Genomic DNA, 16,822 nt, shown 5'->3' on the forward strand with positions numbered 1-16,822 from the left:
CTGCCCTCTCACAGTCGGAAGACGCCGTAGCCACGCGCGCCCTCGACCGGCGCGTTGTGGATCGCGGACAGGCACAGGCCGAGCACCGTACGGGTGTCACGCGGGTCGATCACGCCGTCGTCGTACAGCCGGCCGGACAGGAAGACCGGCAGCGACTCCGCCTCGATCTGCTGCTCGACCATCGCCCGGATCGCCGCGTCGGCGTCCTCGTCGTACGGCTGCCCCTTCGCCGCGGCGGACTGACGGGCCACGATCGACAGCACCCCGGCGAGCTGCTGCGGGCCCATCACCGCGGACTTGGCGCTCGGCCAGGAGAACAGGAAGCGCGGCTCGTAGGCCCGTCCGCACATGCCGTAGTGGCCGGCCCCGTAGGAGGCGCCCAGCAAGACGGACAGGTGCGGCACCCTGGAGTTGGCGACGGCGTTGATCATCATCGCGCCGTGCTTGATGATGCCGCCCTGCTCGTAGTCCCGGCCCACCATGTAGCCGGTGGTGTTGTGCAGGAACAGCAGCGGGGTGTTCCGCTGGTTGGCCAACTGGATGAACTGGGCGGCCTTCTGGGACTCCGCGCTGAACAGCACGCCCTGGGCGTTGGCCAGGACGCCGACCGGGTACCCGTGCAGCCGGGCCCAGCCGGTGGCCAGGCTGCTGCCGTAGAGCGGCTTGAACTCGTCGAAGTCGGAGCCGTCGACGATCCGGGCGATCACCTCGCGCGGGTCGAAGGGCACCTTGAGGTCGCCGGGGACGATGCCCAGCAGCTCCTCCTCGTCGTACCTGGGCGGCTCGGCGCGCCGGTCCGGCCCGGGGCCCGGCTTGCGGTGGTCCAGCCGGGCGACGACCCGGCGGGCGGTCCGCAGGGCGTCCGCCTCGTCCACCGCGAAGTGGTCGGCCAGCCCGGAGGTGCGGGCGTGCATCTCGGCGCCGCCCAGCGACTCGTCGTCGGCCTCCTCGCCGGTGGCCATCTTCACCAGCGGCGGGCCGCCGAGGAACACCTTGGCGCGCTCCTTGACCAGCACGGTGTGGTCCGACATGCCCGGCACGTAGGCGCCGCCGGCCGTCGAGTTGCCGAACACCACGGCCACGGTGGGGATCCCGGCCGCGGACAGCCGGGTGAGGTCGCGGAACAGGGCCCCGCCGGGGATGAAGATCTCCTTCTGGCTGGGCAGGTCCGCGCCGCCGGACTCCACCAGGTTGACCACCGGGAGCCGGTTGTTCAGCGCGATCTCGTTGGCCCGCAGGGCCTTTCGCAGCGTCCACGGGTTGCTGGCGCCGCCGCGCACCGTCGGGTCGTTGGCCGTGATCACGCACTCCACGCCCTCGATCACCCCGATCCCGGTCACCAGCGCGGCGCCCACCGGGTAGTCACTGCCCCAGGCGGCCAGCGGGGACAGCTCCAGGAACGGCGAGTCCTGGTCGACCAGCAGCTCGATCCGCTCCCGGGCCAGCAGCTTGCCCCGCTTGCGGTGGCGCTCCACGTACGTGGGGCCGCCGCCGGCCAGCGCCTTGGCGTGCTCGGCGTCCAGCGCGGCCAGCTTGGCGGTCATCGCGGCACGGTGCTCGGCGTACTCGGCCCCGGCCGGGTCGACGCGGGTGGGCAGCACGGTCACAGCAGGACCTCCGGAATGTCGAGGTGGCGCGAGCGCAGCCACTCGCCCAGGGCCTTGGCCTGCGGGTCGAAGCGGTGCTGGGCGGCGACGCCCTCGCCGAGCAGGCCGGTGAGGGTGAAGTTGACCGCTCTGAGGTGCGGCAGCAGGTGCCGGGTGACGGGCAACTCGGCGGTCTCGGGCAGCAGTTCGCGCAGCTTCGGGACGGTGAGGGTGTGCGCCAGCCAGCGCCAGCCGTCCTCGCTGCGGGCCCAGACGCCCAGGTTGGCGTCGCCGCCCTTGTCGCCGCTGCGGGCGCCGAGCAGCAGGCCGAGCGGGGCGCGGCGGGTCGGGCCGGGCGGCAGCGGGTCGGGCAACTCGGCTTGGGTGTCGGCTGGTTGGATGTCGGCCGGGTGGGTGTCGACCGGCCGGGAGGTCACCGGGGCGGGCGGGACGGCGATCCGGCGGCCGTCCGGCAGCACGGCGGTGTGCTCGACCAGCTTGGCGTTCACCCGGGCGGCGGTGAACACCCCGTACGGCGCACCCGGGCCGGGCGGGGCGGTGAGGTGGAAGCCCGGGTACCCGGCGAGGCCCAACTCCACCGCGGCCTTGCCCAGTTCGCGCCCGACCCGGGCCGGGTCCCGGTCCCGGGCGGTCAGCCGGAGCAGGGCCGAGGCGGCCTCCTCGGTGTCGGCGTCCGGGTGGTCGGTGCGGGCCAGGGTCCAGCGCAGCTCGGCGGGGCGGGCCTCGGGCGGCAGGGCGGCGGCGAACTGGCGTTGCACCAGGGCGGACTTGGCCTCGATGTCCAGTCCGGTGAGGACGAAGACCACCTCGTTGCGGTGGCCGCCGAGACGGTTCAGCCCGACCTTGAGGGTGGGTCGCGGGGCCTCGCCGCGCACGCCGTCGATCCGCACCCGGTCCGGGGCCTCCTCGGTGAGCCGGACGGTGTCCAGCCGGGCGGTCACATCGGGGCCGAGGTAGTGCGGCCCGCCCGTCTCGTACAGGAGTTGGGCGGTGACGGTGCCGACGGTGACGGCCCCGCCGGTGCCGGGGTGCTTGGTGATCACGCTGGAGCCGTCCGGGTGCAGCTCGGCCAGCGGGAAGCCCGGGTGGTCCACGTCGTGCTCGCGGAAGAAGGCGTAGTTGCCGCCGGTGGCCTGCGCCCCGCACTCCAGGACGTGCCCGGCCACCACCGCCCCGGCGAGGGCGTCCAGATCCTCGGGTGTCCAGCCGAAGTGGGCGATCGCCGGCCCGGCCACCAGCGCCGCGTCCGTGACCCGGCCGGTGACCACCACGTCCGCGCCCCCGGCCAGGCAGGCGGCGATGCCGAAGCCGCCGAGATACGCGTTGGCGGCCAACAGGCCCTCGGGCAGCCCGAGTTCGGCCCGGCGCGGCAGCAGGTCGTCACCCTCGACATGGGCGACGGCCGTCGGCACGCCCAGGTGTCGCGCCAACTCCCGCAGCTGCTCGGCGAGTCGGGCCGGATTGAGGCCACCGGCGTTCACCACGATCCGCACGCCCCGGTCCCGGGCCAGCCCGAGGCACTCCTCCATCTGCCGCAGGAACGTCCGGGCATATCCGAGCGACGGGTCCTTCAACCGGTCCCGGGCCAGGATCAGCATGGTCAGCTCGGCGAGGTAGTCCCCGGTGAGCACGTCCAGCGGCCCGCCCGTGAGCATCTCCCGCACCGCCGCGAAGCGGTCCCCGTAGAACCCCGAGGCATTGCCGATCCGCAGTACCGAGCTCGCGCGCGCCAATGCGCCTCCCCTGCCGGTGGGTTGGCGGCACTCCGCACGAGTGCCACCGGGCAGCAGCGTGGCACCGGCCGGAGAAAAAAGCAATCATGCCTGCTTGTTTTCCCCCTCCCGGGGCGCGGCCGCCATCACCGGGCGGGCGGACGCTGCCGGCCTGGGGCCGGGCAGATACCCGGTGCGTTCACGGCCGGTTCGTGGATAGCCTCAGCGGTATGACCTGGCTTCCCGCTGACTTCGTCCACCCCGTCCATGTGCCGCTGCTCGGCGGGGCGTACCACCTGCGGCCGATCCGGGAGGCGGACGCACCGATGGACTATCCGGCCGTGATGGGGTCGCGGGAGCGGCTGTTCGGGATCTTCGGACCGGCCTGGGGGTGGCCGGCCGAGACGATCACGGCCGAGGCGAACCGGGTCGACCTGGCACGGCACGAACGGGAGATCGCCGCGCACCAGTCGTTCAACTACGTGCTGCTGGACGACGCGGAGACGGCGGTGCGCGGGTGCGTGTACATCGACCCGCCGGAGCGGGCCGGGGCGGACGGCGAGATCGCCTGGTGGGTGGTGGACGAGCTGGCCGGCGGCGAGGTGGAGCGGGCCCTGGACGCGCTGGTGCCGCGATGGATCGCCACCGACTGGCCGTTCCGGCAGCCGCGGCTCCTGGGGCGCGACCTCACCTGGGAGGAGTGGCTGGCGCTGCCGGAGGCCCCGAATGCCTGAGCGCGCGCGGAGTTTCGGACCGGTCGCCGAGGCCTACGAGCGCTACCGGCCCGGGTATCCCGCCGAACTCTTCGACCTGGTCGCGCAGTACGCCGGCCGGCCGGTGCGCACGGCCCTGGAGATCGGCGCCGGGACGGGCAAGGCGACCCGGCTGTTCGCCGGGCGCGGCGTGGCCGTCACCGCGACCGAGCCGGACGGCGCCATGCTCGCCGAACTGCGCCGGCACACCCCGGCGAACGTCCGGACGGTGCGGGCGGCCTTCGAGGAGCTGCCTCCGGGCGAACCGTACGACCTGGTGTACGCGGCGGCCTCACTGCACTGGACCCGCCCGCGGGGGCGGTGGGCGCGAATGGCCCGACTGCTGGCGCCCGGTGGGGTGTTCGCCTGCTTCGGCGGGCCGGTGGAGCCGGCCGACCCGGCGGTGGCGGAGGCCGTCCGCACGGCCCGGGCGCCGTTCCTGGAGAGAGACGACGTGCCCTCCCCGGACGGCACGCCGCCGGAGCAGGCGATGCAGTGGCCGGGCACCGAGCTGCGGCGCTCCGAGTGGTTCACCGACGTCCGACAGGCCGTGCTGGCCCGGCAGTTGACGAGGACCGCGGAGGAGTACGTCGGCCATCTGTCCACCGTCTCGGCCTATCTCCTCCTGTCGCAGGACACCCGGGCGGAGGTGTTCCGCCGGATCCTGGCCGCGCTGCCGGAGCGCGTCCGACTGGACGCGGACATCACCGCGCACCTCGCGCGGCGCCGCTGATTCGTGGCTTCCGCCAGTACGACGGCGCGTCAGGCTGCGCAAGACTCCCAGCACAGCACACGGTGGCGCACACGGGAGGACGACGCGATGAGCGTGCAGCAGTACGACCTGATCGGCGAGGCGTTCGAGGGCTTCAAGGCACTGCCCCTGACCCGCTACGGCGAGGTGCCGAGCGTGCTCGGCCTGGTCGGGGACGTGCGCGGCAAGGCGGTCCTGGACCTGGCCTGCGGCACCGGCTTCTACAGTCGGGAGCTGCGCCGGCGCGGCGCGGCGGACGTGCTCGGGGTCGACATCTCCACCGAAATGATCGCCGCCGCCCGGTCGTTCGAGGAACGCGAGCCGCTCGGGGTCCGCTACGAGGTCGGCGACGTGGCCGAACTACGGCCGCTGGAACGGCAGTTCGACGTGGCGCTGGCGGTGCAGTGCCTCAACTACGCGGAGGACCGTGCCGCGCTGGACCGGATGTGCCGCACCATCCACCGCAGCCTGGTGCCGGGCGCGGGCTTCTACGTCTTCGCCCAGAAGCCGGACTACGCCTTCGACTGTCCCTCCCTGGAGCGGTACGGGTTCCGCTGCGAGCCGACCGGTGAGCAGGCCGAGACCGGCCCGCGGGTGCGGGTGACCGCGCTCCTCGACCCCCAGCCGATCAGCATCCTCGGTACGGTCCCGCGCCGCGAGATCTACGAGGAGTCGCTGCGGGCGGCCGGGTTCACCGAGCTGGAGTGGGTGCCGCTGCGGATCTCCGAGGCGGGCCTGCGCGAGTTCGGCGCGGAGTTCTGGGCGGATGTGCTCGCCCACCCGCCGCTGGAGCTGCTGCGCTGCCGCGCCTGAGCGGCTGAGCTGCTGAGCTGCTGAGCTGCTGAGCTGCTGAGCTGCTGAGCGTCCGAGCTGCTGGAGCGGCTGAGCCACCCAAGCGGCCGGGCGCCTGCGTACCTGAGCGGACCCGACGGCCCGGCCCCCGGACACTGGTCCGACCGGGGGTCGGGCCGTCGGGCTGCCCGGGGAAGCCGTGCCGTCCGGAGAAACCGGACACCCCCGGAGCAGACCGATCAGGATTCGAGAAGCGCCCGCCCGGGGGCCGCGCCTAGCGTTGCCGTCATGAACGACATCAGCATTCACTGGACCTTCCTCCCCCACACCGACCCGGAGGCCTCGCTCGCCTTCTACCGCGACCTGCTGGGCTTCGAGGTCCGCCAGGACGTCGGCGGCGGCCCGATGCGGTGGATCACCGTCGGGCCCGCCGGCCAGCCGAGCGTGTCGCTGGTGCTGGAGCCGCCGTTCGCGGACCCGGGCATCACCGAGGACGAGCGGCGTACCATCACCGAGATGATGGCCAAGGGAACGTACGCCCGGGTGGTGCTCGCCACCGCCGACCTGGACGGGGTGTTCGACCGGCTGAAGTCCGGCGGCGCCGAGCTCGTCCAGGAGCCGACCCTCCAGCCGTACGGCGTCCGCGACTGCGCCTTCCGCGACCCGGCGGGCACCATGGTCCGCTTCAACGAAGTGCGCTGACCCCTCCCGGGCCCGCCCCGGCCACCCCCGGCCGGGGCGGGCCCGATCCATCTGTCCGTAGGATCCGCCCGACCACCAGGAGCGAAGAGAACGATGGCCGAGCCGCACGTCGCCGACAGCCACGACCTGATCCGCGTGCACGGGGCACGCGAGAACAACCTCAAGGACGTCAGCGTCGACATCCCCAAGCGCCGGCTGACGGTGTTCACCGGGGTGTCCGGCTCCGGCAAGAGCTCGCTGGTCTTCGACACCGTCGCCGCCGAGTCGCAGCGGCTGATCAACGAGACCTACAGCGCCTTCGTCCAGGGCTTCATGCCGACCCTGGCCCGCCCCGAGGTGGACGTCCTGGAGGGCCTGACCACCGCGATCATCGTCGACCAGCAGCGGATGGGCGCCGACCCGCGCTCCACCGTCGGCACCGCGACCGACGCCAACGCGATGCTGCGCATCCTGTTCAGCCGGCTCGGCACCCCGCACATCGGCTCCCCCAAGGCCTTCTCCTTCAACGTCCCCTCGATCAGCGGCGCCGGCGCGGTGACGGTGGAACGCGGCGGCAAGACGGTCAAGGAGCGGCGCAGCTTCAGCATCACCGGCGGCATGTGCCCGCGCTGCGAGGGCCGGGGCAGCGTCTCCGACATCGACCTCACCCAGCTGTACGACGACGGCAAGTCGATCGCCGAGGGCGCCATCACCATCCCCGGCTGGAAGGTGGACAGCTGGTGGACGGTCGGGGTGTACGCCAACTCGGGCTTCCTCGACCCGGACAAGCCGATCCGCGAGTACACGAAGAAGGAACTCCAGGACTTCCTGTACCGGGAGCCCACCAAGGTCAAGGTCAACGGGGTCAACCTCACCTACGAGGGCCTGATCCCCAAGATCCAGAAGTCCATGCTGTCCAAGGACAAGGAGGCGCTGCAGCCGCACATCCGGGCCTTCGTGGAGCGCGCCGTCACCTTCACCGCCTGCCCGGACTGCGAGGGCACCCGGCTGAGCGCGGCCGCCCGCTCCTCCACGATCGCCGGCATCAGCATCGCCGACGCCTGCGCGATGCAGATCAGCGACCTGGCGGACTGGGTCCGCGCCCTGGACGAGCCCTCGGTGGCGCCGCTGCTCTCCGCGCTGCGGCAGGCGCTGGACGCCTTCGTGGAGATCGGCCTCGGCTACCTCTCCCTCGACCGCCCCTCCGGCACCCTGTCCGGCGGCGAGGCGCAGCGCGTCAAGATGATCCGCCACCTGGGCTCCTCGCTCACCGACACCACGTACGTCTTCGACGAGCCCACCACCGGGCTGCACCCGCACGACATCAGCCGGATGAACGACCTGCTGCTGCGGCTGCGGGACAAGGGCAACACGGTGCTGGTGGTGGAGCACAAGCCGCAGACCATCGCGATCGCCGACCACGTGGTGGACCTCGGCCCCGGGGCGGGCGCGGCGGGCGGCTCGGTGTGCTTCGAGGGCAGCGTGGCGGGGCTGCGCGGGAGCGGCACCGTCACCGGCCGCCACCTGGCGGACCGGACGGCGCTGCGGGAGGAGGTGCGCAAGTCCACCGGGACGCTGGCGATCCGCGGCGCGAACCGCCACAACCTGCGGGACGTGGACGTGGACGTCCCGCTCGGGGTGCTGACCGTGGTGACCGGGGTCGCGGGCTCCGGGAAGAGCTCGCTGATCCACGGCTCGATCCCTTCGGCGGACGGCGTGGTCTCGGTCGACCAGGGCGCCATCAAGGGCTCCCGGCGCAGCAACCCGGCCACCTACACCGGGCTGCTCGAACCGATCCGCAAGGCCTTCGCCAAGGCGAACGCCGTCAAGCCGGCCCTGTTCAGCGCCAACTCGGAGGGCGCCTGCCCGACCTGCAACGGCGCGGGCGTGGTCTACACCGACCTGGCGATGATGGCCGGGGTGGCCAGCACCTGCGAGGACTGCGAGGGCAAGCGCTTCCAGGCCTCGGTGCTGGAGTACCGGCTGGGCGGCCGGGACATCAGCGAGGTGCTGGCGATGTCGGTGACCGAGGCCGAGGAGTTCTTCGGCGACGGGGAGGCGAAGCTGCCGGCCGCGCACCGGATCCTGGAGCGGCTCGCCGACGTCGGCCTCGGGTACGTCAGCCTGGGCCAGCCGCTGACCACGCTGTCCGGCGGTGAGCGCCAGCGGCTGAAGCTGGCCACCCACATGGCGGACAAGGGCGGGGTCTACGTCCTGGACGAGCCGACCACCGGTCTGCACCTGGCGGACGTGGAGCAGCTGCTCGGCCTGCTGGACCGGCTGGTGGACTCCGGCAAGTCGGTGATCGTGATCGAGCACCACCTGGCCGTCATGGCGCACGCGGACTGGATCATCGACCTCGGCCCGGGTGCCGGGCACGACGGCGGCCGGGTGGTGTTCGAGGGCACCCCGGCCGAGCTGGTCGCCGCCCGCTCCACGCTGACCGGCGAGCACCTGGCGGAGTACGTGGGCGCCTGACGGGCCTCAGCCGAGCGGAAGGACCATCTCCAGGATCCGGGCGCTCTCGTCCAGCACGTACGGCGTCTCGCCGCCGGTGTACGTGAAGCCGCGCCGCCGGTAGAAGGCGGCGGCGCGGTCGTTCGCCTCGTGGACGCCGAGCAGCATCCACTCGGCGCCGCCCTCCCGGGCCCAGGCGATGACCGCGTCCAGCAGGGCGTCGGCGACGCCGCGCTCACGGCCGCGGTGCGCCGGGTCGACCCAGACGCCGATCAGGTCGACGGTCGCGGTCTTGCGGCTGGGGATCGAGAGCATGGTGGCGACCCACCGGCCGTCGGCCGGATCCACCGCGACCAGGCCGATCCGGCCGGGCTCGTTCAGCCAGTCCGTCCGGGCCCGCCAGTTGCCCTCGCCCTGGAGCAGCGCGTACGCGTGGGTCTCGCCGAACGCCAGCGGAGTGTCCAGGAGTTGGGCCAGCCGGATGGTGCGCAGCCGCTCCCAGTCCTCGCGTCCGATCCGTTCGATCCGGTACTCCGGGCCGGCCGCGCCGCCCCCTCCGGCCTCGGTCCTCGTACCGTCCACGCCGTCCCCCATCAGGTGCAATGGCTCCGCCGCCGGTGGTCACCGGCGGCGGAGGCAGGATAACCGGGCCGGGGATCAGGGCTTGATCCGGACCGCCTGCGGGTCGTGGCCGCCGGCCTGCCGGGCGGACTCGGCGCTGATGTGCGCCACGTCGTCCGTGGCGTAGCCGCCTCCCCGGCCCACTCCCCTGCCCACTCCCCGGCCCACTCCCCTGCTCACTCCCCGATCCGCTCCACGATCAGCTCGCACAGCTCGTGGGTGCGCAGCGCGTCGTGGGCGTCCAGGGTCCGCCCGGCCCGGACGGCGTCCAGGAAGGCCAGCACGCACTGCTCGATGCCGCGCTGACGGGCCACCGGCACCCAGTCGCCGCGGCGCCGGACGGTGGGCTGGCCGCGGTGGTCGATCACCTCGGCCAGGTTGCGCACCTCACGCTTGGAGTCGCCGCCGGAGACCTCCAGGACCTCCTCGGTCGAGCCGGAGACCCGGTTCATGATGCCCAGCGCGGTGAACCCCTCGCCGCCGAGGGTGAGCACCACGTGCTCCACCAGGCCCTCACGGTCCTTGCGGGCCCGGACGTCCACGTGCTCGATCTCGCCGGGCGCCAGGAACCGCAGGGTGTCCACCACGTGCACGAAGTCGTCGAAGACCAGCGTCCGCGCGGCCTCGGCGAGTCCCTCGCGGTTCTTCTGCAGCACGATCAGGTCGCGCGGGCGCTCCAGGGCCTGGGCGTAGCCGGGCGCGTGGCGCCGGTTGAAGCCGACCATCAGCGAGCGGCCGGTCCGGTCGGCGAGGTCGACCAGCTTCCGGGCGCCGTCCACGGTGTAGTCGAGCGGCTTGTCCACGTACACGTCCACCCCGGCGTCGAGCAGCCGCTCGACGATCGGCACGTGCTGGTCGGTGGCCGCGTGCACGAAGGCGGCCCGGATGCCGCTGTCGACCAGCGCGTCCAGGTCGGTGAACCGCCGCTCGGCGTCGATCCGGTGGGCCTCCCCCAGCCGGTCCAGCTTGGCCCGGTCCCGGGTCATCAGCCGCAGGTCCAGGCCGGGCAGGGCGGTCAGCACCGGCAGGTACGCCTTCTGCGCGATGTCGCCGAGTCCGATCACCCCGACCGGCAGCGGGCCGGCGGGGACAGCGGTCGAGGTCATGGGTGCTCCCTGGGGTGCGGCCGATCTTCGTCCCGGCCACCCTACGCGGTCCGTTCCGACCGTTCCGGGCCCGCCGACCGACGGTGCTCAACGGCCGCCCGGCGCACGGATGGTAGAGGAAACCCGACCACCGGTCCTCGACCTGGCTGTCGTGACGTCACCGGCCGCCGGCGGCTGCAATGGACGGGTGCTCACTCACCTGGCCCACCGGGCCCCGGGAGCGGACGGGCACAGGTGGTTCTGGTGCGCCGGATGGCTCGCATGCGCCGCCTGGGCCGCCGCGTTCCCCCTCGTCTCCTCCCTCGGTCCGCACCGGACCTGGGGCACCGTCGCCGCGGTCGGCTACCTGGGCGCGGCGGTCACCGTGCTGCTGCCCTCGCGGCGGGACGCCCGGCTCGGCTCGGCCGTCCTCGCGCTCGCCGGGGCGGTCGTGCTTCCGCTGCTGCTCCTGGTGCACACCGGGGCGGCGCAGAGCGAGGTCGGGGTGATCGAGCGGTCCGGCTCACTACTGCTGCACCAGGCGTCCCCGTACCTCGACGCCCCGCGCACGGTGGACGAGGTGACGCCCTATCTGCCGGCCATGGCGCTGCTGGGCGTCCCACACGCGCTGCTCGGCGGCGCGGGCCCGCTCGCCCGGCTGGCCGGCGACCCCCGGGTGTGGTGCGCGGCCGTGCTGCTCGGCGGCCTGTGGCCGGCCCACCGGCTGCTGCGGCTGGCCGCACCCGCCAGACCGGCCGCCCGGCCACGCTGGGGTGCGGTACCGCCGGGGACGGTGCTGGCCGCGCTGGTCGCCTCGCCGGTGGTGGCGCTGCCGCTCGCGGTCAGCGGCATCGACCTGCCGCTGACCGGCCTGCTCTGCCTGGCGCTCGCCCTGGCCGCAGTGCGCCGCCCGGCGGCCACCGGGCTGGTGCTGGCCGTGGCCTGCGCGATGAAGTGGACCTCCTGGCCGGCCGTCGCCGTCGCCGCTGCCCTGCTCGCCGCCACGGCCGGCCGGCGGGCCGCGGCCCGCTGCTTCGCGGTGGCGTTCCTCGGCACCGCCGCGCTGGTGCTGCCCGCCGCGCTGCTCGCCCCCGGGCCGATGGTCGACCAGGTGCTGGCCTTCCCGCTCGGCCGCGGCGGGCTGCGCACCGAGGCGGCCAGCCCGCTGCCGGGCAAGCTGCTCGCCGACCTCGGGTCGGCCGGGTGGTACGTGGCGGTCGCGCTGCTGCTGCTCGGCGGCCTGACCGTCGCCGTCTCGCTGGTGCGCCGGCCGCCCCGCGACCTGGTCGCCGCCGCCGACCGGCTGGCCCTCGGCCTGGGCGCGGCCTTCCTGCTGGCCCCGGCCGGCCGGTTCGGCTACCTCGCACTGCCGGCCGTGCTGGCGCTCTGGGCCCGCGTCATGCCCGGGACCGGCCCGGCGGCCCCGCGCCCGAGCCCGAGCCCGCTGCCCGAGCCCGCGACCGCATCCATCACCCGTTCCTCCCAGGAAGGAGGTGTCCGTTGAGCCTCCACCCGTCGGACGCCGCGACACCGCTCGACCCTGCCGACCACACCGACTTCACCGACCGCACCGAGCACACCGACCACACGGCCGGGCCCCGGCCCCGACCGGTCGGCGCCCGCGCCGCGACCGTCGCCGCCGCCCTGCGCTGGGGCGGGGGCCGGCTGTCCTTCGTCGAGGACGAGGTCGCCGGCCTGCGCCAGGTCGTCGCCCCCGGCGCCACCTGCCTCGACATCGGCGCCGAGTACGGCCTCTACACCTGGGTGCTGTCCGCGCTGGTCGGCCCGTCCGGCGCGGTCCACAGCGTGGAGCCGCTGCCCGGCCCGGCCCGCTGGCTGCGCACCGCCTCGCGGCTGCTCGGCACCCGCAACGTCGCCGTGCACCGGCTCGCCCTCGGCGCGGAGCCGGGGCGCGGCACGCTCAGCCTGCCCAAGCGCCGCGGGCTGCCGGTGCACGGCCGGACGTACCTCACCGAGGGCGCCGACGGCCCCGGGCCGAACGCCGAGTTCACCGCCTCCGTGCGGATACCCGCCCGGGTCGCCACGCTCGACCAACTGGCGGACGAACTGCGCCTGACCCGGCCCTCGTTCATCAAGGCCGACGTCGAGGGCGCCGAACTGGCCGTGCTCCGGGGCGGGGCGGCCACCCTGCGCCGTCACCGGCCGACGCTGCTGCTGGAGATCGAGGACCGGCACCTGCGCAAGTACGGGTCGCGCGCGGCCGACGTGCCCCGGCACCTGGAGCAGTACGGCTACCGGGCGCACCGCTGGTGGCGCGGCCGGTGGGTCCCGGCCCCGCAGGTCACCGACGACTGCCGCAACTACCTCTTCACCGTCTGACCCCTCCCGGATGCGAGGCCACAACCCCCATGGGAACCACCCTGATCGTCACCAACGACTTCCCGCCCCGGCAGGGCGGCATCGAGACCTTCGTGCACGCCATGGCGGTGCGCGTCCCGGACGACGACGTGGTCGTCTACACCTCCAGCGAGCCGGGTGACGCCGCGTACGACGCCACCCTGCCCTTCCCGGTGGTCCGGGACCGGAGCCGCACCCTGCTGCCGACCGCCCGGGTGACCCGCCGGACGCTGGAGATCGCCCGCGCCCACGGCTGCGACCGGGTCTGGTTCGGCGCCGCCGCGCCGCTGGCCGCGATGGCGCCCGCGCTGCGGCGGGGCGGCATCGAGCGGACCGTCGCCACCACCCACGGCCACGAGATCTGGTGGGCCCGCGCCCCGCTCGCCCGCCGGCTGCTGCGCCGGATCGGTGACCACGTCGACGTGGTCACCTACCTCGGCGAGTACACCCGGCGCCGGATCGCCCCGGCGCTGGGGCCGCGGGCCCGGCTGGTGCGGCTCGTCCCCGGTGTGGACGCCGAGGCCTTCCGGCCCTCGCCGGAGCACCGCCGGGTGATCCGCGAGCAGTACGGGCTCGGCGACGCCAAGGTGATCCTGTGCGTGTCCCGGCTGGTGCCGCGCAAGGGCCAGGACGCCCTGATCCGGGCGCTGCCGCTGATCCGCCGAAGCGTCCCGGACGCCGTCCTGGTGATCGTCGGGCACGGCCCGGACGAGTCGCGGCTGCGCCGGTTGGCGAGCCAACTCGCCCCGGGCGCCGTGGTGTTCGCGGGCGGCCAGGACCACGCCTCGACGGTCTGGTACTACGCCGCGGCGGACGTCTTCGCCATGCCGTGCCGGACCAGGAAGGCCGGACTGGAGGCGGAGGGGCTGGGCATCGTCTTCCTGGAGGCCGCCGCGAGCGGGCTTCCCGTCGTGGCCGGCGACTCCGGCGGCGCCCCGGACACCGTGCTGGACGGCCGGACCGGCAGCGTGGTGGACGGCCGGTCCGTGCCGGCCGTCGCGGACGCCGTCGCGGCGGCCCTGCTGGACGCCGACCGGGCCCGGGAGTTCGGGCGGCGCGGCCGGGCGTGGGTGTCCGAGCAGTGGTCCTGGGACGCCTCGGCGGAGCAGCTCACCCGGCTGCTCACCCCCGGGGTGGAGCTGCGCTCCGTCACCGTCCCGCCGGTGGAGTGACTACGCCCGCGCCCCGCCGCCGCGCAGGTAGGCGAGCACCGCGAGGACCCGCCGGTTGCCCTCGACCGGGTCGAGGTCCAGCTTCATGAAGATGTTGCTGGAGTGCTTGACCACCGAGGCCTCGGTGACGGTCAGCCGCTGGGCGATCGACTGGTTGTTGAGCCCCTCCGCCATCAGCCCCAGCACCTCCCGCTCGCGCGGCGTGAGGCGCTTCAGCGGCTCGTCGGCGGTGCGCTGCTGGAGCAGCACCCGGACCACCTCCGGGTCCAGCACGGTCTGCCCGCCCGCCACCCGTTCCAGCGCGTCGAGGAAGTCGGTGACCTCCCCGACCCGGTCCTTGAGCAGGTACCCGAGGCCGCCGTCGGTGGAGGCGTCGCTGCCGAACAGCTGGGTCGCGTACGCCGTCGCCACGTACTGGGAGAGCACCAGGACGGGCAGGCCCCGGTGCCGGGAGCGCAGTTCGACGGCGGCCCGGAGCCCCTCGTCCCGGAAGTCCGGCGGCATCCGCACATCGGTGATGACGATGTCGGGCCGCTCGGCGTCGACGGCACGGGCCAGTTCCCCGGCGTCGCCGACCGCGGCGACCACCCGGTGGCCGACCCGCCCGAGCAGCTCCACCAGGCCGGCCCGCAACAGGACGGCGTCCTCGGCGAGCACTACACGGAGCACGGGACCTCCACACGCAGTTGGGTCGGTCCTCCGACCGGGCTGGTCACGATGAGTCGTCCTTTCAGGATGGCCACCCGGTCGGCCAGCCCCTGGAGGCCGGCACCGGCAGCGGGATCGGCCCCGCCGTGGCCGTTGTCGGTGACGAGCAGCACCAGCTTCTCGCCCTTCAGATGGGCCGCGACGGCGACCTCGTCCGCGCCGCTGTGCTTGGAGACGTTGGTCAGCGCCTCGGTGATGGTGAAGTAGGCGGCCGTCTCGACCGGGCCGGGCAACCGGTCCGGCAGGTCGATGTCGACGGTCACCGGGATCGGGTTGCGCAGCGCCAGCTCGGCCACCGCCGCGGGCAGCCCGTGGTCGGTGAGCACCTGCGGATGGATCCCGCGCACCAGGGTGCGCAACTGCTCCAGGGCCCGCTTCGCCTCGCCGCGGGCACGGGTGACCAGCTCGGCGGCGGCCGGGTGCTGCCCGCGCAGCTCCAGCTCGGCCAGCCCCAGGGTCATGCTCAGGGCGACCAGCTGCTGCTGGGCGCCGTCGTGCAGATCGCGCTCGATCCGGCTCCGCTCGGCCTCGAAGGCGTCCACCAACCGGGCCCGGGAGCGGGTGAGTTCGACCACCCGGGTGCCGAGGTCCTCGTCCCGCACCGGGAGCAGGAACTGCGCCGTGCGCACCTGCGCCCCGGCCAGCAGGGCCCCGGCGTAGGCGGAGACCACCAGCCCGAGCAGGCCGGCGGCGCTGCCGGGCAGCGCCGTGACCGGGTCCGAGATCGGGTGGCCGGGCCAGAGCATCACGGTGTCCGGGCTGATCGCCCAGACGATCAGCGGCGTGGTCAGGAGGATCAGTGAGATCCCGAGCAGCGCGACGAAGCCGATCCCGCTCGCGGTGTACAGCACGGCCTGGATCAGCAGGTACGCCAGTTCGCGCCAGGTCGCCCGCTCCTTCAGCCTGGTCCGCAGCCAGGCCGCCGCCCCCGCGCCGGGCAGCGAGCCGTGCGGGTCGGGCAGCGGCACCGGCTCGACCAGCAGCAGCCGGCGCCGTTCCAGTGCGGCCATCGGCACCCCGAGCACGGCCACCCCGGCCAGCACCACCAGCCCGACCCCGACCACGGACAGCCCGACCCCGACGAACAGCAGCGCGGCCAGCGCCACCAGCGAGACGGCGCCCTGAACGGTGCCGGTCAACAGGAAGGCCCAGGCCCGCAGCGGCCAGGACGACCACAGGAAGCCCAGCGGCCGCCGTCGCACGGCCTCCCACACGGCAACCGTCATCGGCGCTCTCCTCCCCTACCTCGCCGCACGCGTACGAACCTCGGGCCGACTCTATCGGCCCTCCGGGACCGGTGGATGGTAGGGAAAACCCAACCCCCAGGACTCCTCGCAGGCCCACTGCGCCCGCGGCCGCGCTCTGTTGGACTGGGGGCATGTCACTGCTCACCGACATCCAGCTGCCCGCCGTCAACCTGGTCGGCGTCACCAAGAGCTACCCGAGCTCCGCCGGACCGGTCCCGGTGTTGCGCGGGGTCAGCCTGGGCTTCCCCCAGCGCGCCCTGACCGCGGTGATGGGGCCGTCCGGCTCCGGCAAGACCACCCTGCTCAACTGCGCGGCCGGCCTGGACCGGCCGGAGAGCGGCAAGGTGCTGCTCGGCGACACCGACCTGGCGGCCTGCGACGAGCGGCAGCTGACCGAGGCGCGGCGCAGCCGGATCGGCTTCGTCTTCCAGCAGTTCAACCTGCTGCCGATGCTCACGGCCTTCGAGAACGTGGCGCTGCCGCTGCGGTTGCAGGGCCGCAAGGTGCGGCGCGGCGACGTGGTCGAGGCGCTGCGCATGGTGGGGCTGGAGGACCAGGCCGACCGCCGGCCGGCCCAGCTGTCCGGCGGCCAGCAGCAGCGGGTGGCGATCGCCCGGACGCTGGCGGCCGAGCCGGAGATCATCTTCGCCGATGAGCCGACCGGCTCGCTCGACCGGCGCAACGGCCGCCAGGTGATGCAACTGCTGCGGGACGCGGTCGACCACGAGGGCCGGACGATCGCCATGGTGACCCACGACCCGGCCGCGGCGGCCTGCGCGGACCGGGTGGTGTTCCTGTCCGACGGGCGGATCGTCGGCCGGCTCGACCAGCCGACCGCCGAGGCGGTGGCCCACCAACTGAGCGTCTGGGAGCAGTGAT

At 74.1% G+C, this 16,822-nt stretch carries 15 protein-coding genes; 9 read left to right on the forward strand and 6 right to left on the reverse strand.

Going from position 1 to position 16,822, the window contains the following annotated elements:
- Positions 1-8: 8 nt before the first annotated feature.
- Together ACZ3YL_RS22670 and ACZ3YL_RS22675 are read right to left on the reverse strand one after the other, a co-directional pair.
- Entirely contained in the window at positions 9-1,607 is a 1,599-nt protein-coding gene (locus tag ACZ3YL_RS22670; protein ID WP_465659370.1) for an acyl-CoA carboxylase subunit beta, read from the reverse strand.
- Positions 1,604-3,262, reverse strand: coding sequence for an acyclic terpene utilization AtuA family protein (locus tag ACZ3YL_RS22675; protein WP_465659413.1), 1,659 nt, complete (start codon positions 3,260-3,262; stop codon positions 1,604-1,606). The genes ACZ3YL_RS22670 and ACZ3YL_RS22675 overlap by 4 nt, the downstream gene beginning before the upstream one ends.
- 287 nt (positions 3,263-3,549) lie before the next feature.
- Here ACZ3YL_RS22675 and ACZ3YL_RS22680 point away from each other — a divergent pair, with 287 nt between their 5' ends.
- The 5 genes from ACZ3YL_RS22680 (at position 3,550) to ACZ3YL_RS22700 (ending at position 8,773) form a co-directional block, all read left to right on the forward strand.
- Positions 3,550-4,053, forward strand: coding sequence for a GNAT family N-acetyltransferase (locus ACZ3YL_RS22680; protein WP_188309425.1), 504 nt, complete (start codon positions 3,550-3,552; stop codon positions 4,051-4,053).
- A complete protein-coding gene (locus ACZ3YL_RS22685) occupies positions 4,046-4,804 on the forward strand; it encodes a class I SAM-dependent methyltransferase (RefSeq protein WP_465659372.1) in 759 nt (252 codons plus the stop codon). Before ACZ3YL_RS22680 ends, ACZ3YL_RS22685 begins: the two co-directional genes overlap by 8 nt.
- An 87-nt stretch (positions 4,805-4,891) precedes the next feature.
- Entirely contained in the window at positions 4,892-5,635 is a 744-nt protein-coding gene (locus ACZ3YL_RS22690; RefSeq protein ID WP_188309427.1) for a class I SAM-dependent methyltransferase, read from the forward strand.
- A 267-nt stretch (positions 5,636-5,902) separates the two neighbouring features.
- Positions 5,903-6,316 (forward strand): VOC family protein, encoded by a 414-nt coding sequence (locus ACZ3YL_RS22695; protein WP_465659374.1) that lies wholly within the window; start codon positions 5,903-5,905, stop codon positions 6,314-6,316.
- Positions 6,317-6,409: 93 nt separating this feature from the next.
- A complete protein-coding gene (locus ACZ3YL_RS22700) occupies positions 6,410-8,773 on the forward strand; it encodes an ATP-binding cassette domain-containing protein (RefSeq protein ID WP_188309429.1) in 2,364 nt (787 codons plus the stop codon).
- Between the two features lie 6 nt (positions 8,774-8,779).
- On the opposite strand, the gene ACZ3YL_RS22705 is transcribed toward ACZ3YL_RS22700, so the two are convergent.
- Together ACZ3YL_RS22705 and ACZ3YL_RS22710 are read right to left on the reverse strand one after the other, a co-directional pair.
- Positions 8,780-9,334 carry a GNAT family N-acetyltransferase gene (locus ACZ3YL_RS22705; protein ID WP_188309430.1) on the reverse strand — a complete coding sequence of 185 codons (555 nt, stop codon included), beginning with the start codon at positions 9,332-9,334 and terminating at the stop codon, positions 8,780-8,782.
- 215 nt (positions 9,335-9,549) lie between these two features.
- Entirely contained in the window at positions 9,550-10,449 is a 900-nt protein-coding gene (locus ACZ3YL_RS22710) for a Gfo/Idh/MocA family protein (protein WP_317621472.1), read from the reverse strand.
- Positions 10,450-10,666: 217 nt separating this feature from the next.
- Between ACZ3YL_RS22710 and ACZ3YL_RS22715 the strand changes: the two genes are divergently transcribed.
- The 3 genes from ACZ3YL_RS22715 to ACZ3YL_RS22725 are packed head-to-tail and all read left to right on the forward strand — an operon-like array spanning position 10,667 to position 13,988.
- Complete coding sequence (locus tag ACZ3YL_RS22715) at positions 10,667-11,962, forward strand: hypothetical protein (RefSeq protein WP_465659375.1); 1,296 nt, start codon at positions 10,667-10,669, stop codon at positions 11,960-11,962.
- Positions 11,959-12,798 (forward strand): FkbM family methyltransferase, encoded by an 840-nt coding sequence (locus ACZ3YL_RS22720; RefSeq protein WP_465659377.1) that lies wholly within the window; start codon positions 11,959-11,961, stop codon positions 12,796-12,798. Before ACZ3YL_RS22715 ends, ACZ3YL_RS22720 begins: the two co-directional genes overlap by 4 nt.
- 29 nt (positions 12,799-12,827) lie before the next feature.
- Complete coding sequence (locus tag ACZ3YL_RS22725; RefSeq protein WP_465659379.1) at positions 12,828-13,988, forward strand: glycosyltransferase family 4 protein; 1,161 nt, start codon at positions 12,828-12,830, stop codon at positions 13,986-13,988.
- Here the strand turns inward: ACZ3YL_RS22725 and ACZ3YL_RS22730 are convergent, their stop codons facing one another.
- Together ACZ3YL_RS22730 and ACZ3YL_RS22735 are read right to left on the reverse strand one after the other, a co-directional pair.
- Complete coding sequence (locus ACZ3YL_RS22730) at positions 13,989-14,657, reverse strand: response regulator (protein ID WP_465659380.1); 669 nt, start codon at positions 14,655-14,657, stop codon at positions 13,989-13,991.
- Positions 14,645-15,922: a sensor histidine kinase gene (locus tag ACZ3YL_RS22735; RefSeq protein ID WP_465659382.1), complete on the reverse strand. Its 1,278-nt coding sequence runs from the start codon at positions 15,920-15,922 to the stop codon at positions 14,645-14,647. The genes ACZ3YL_RS22730 and ACZ3YL_RS22735 overlap by 13 nt, the downstream gene beginning before the upstream one ends.
- Positions 15,923-16,074: 152 nt before the next feature.
- Between ACZ3YL_RS22735 and ACZ3YL_RS22740 the strand changes: the two genes are divergently transcribed.
- The gene (locus ACZ3YL_RS22740; RefSeq protein WP_465659384.1) at positions 16,075-16,821 is read left to right on the forward strand and encodes an ABC transporter ATP-binding protein; all 747 of its coding nucleotides are present in this window, start codon (positions 16,075-16,077) and stop codon (positions 16,819-16,821) included.
- Position 16,822 lies beyond the last annotated feature (1 nt).

The sequence above is a fragment of the Kitasatospora sp. NPDC023176 genome (genome assembly GCF_055560495.1).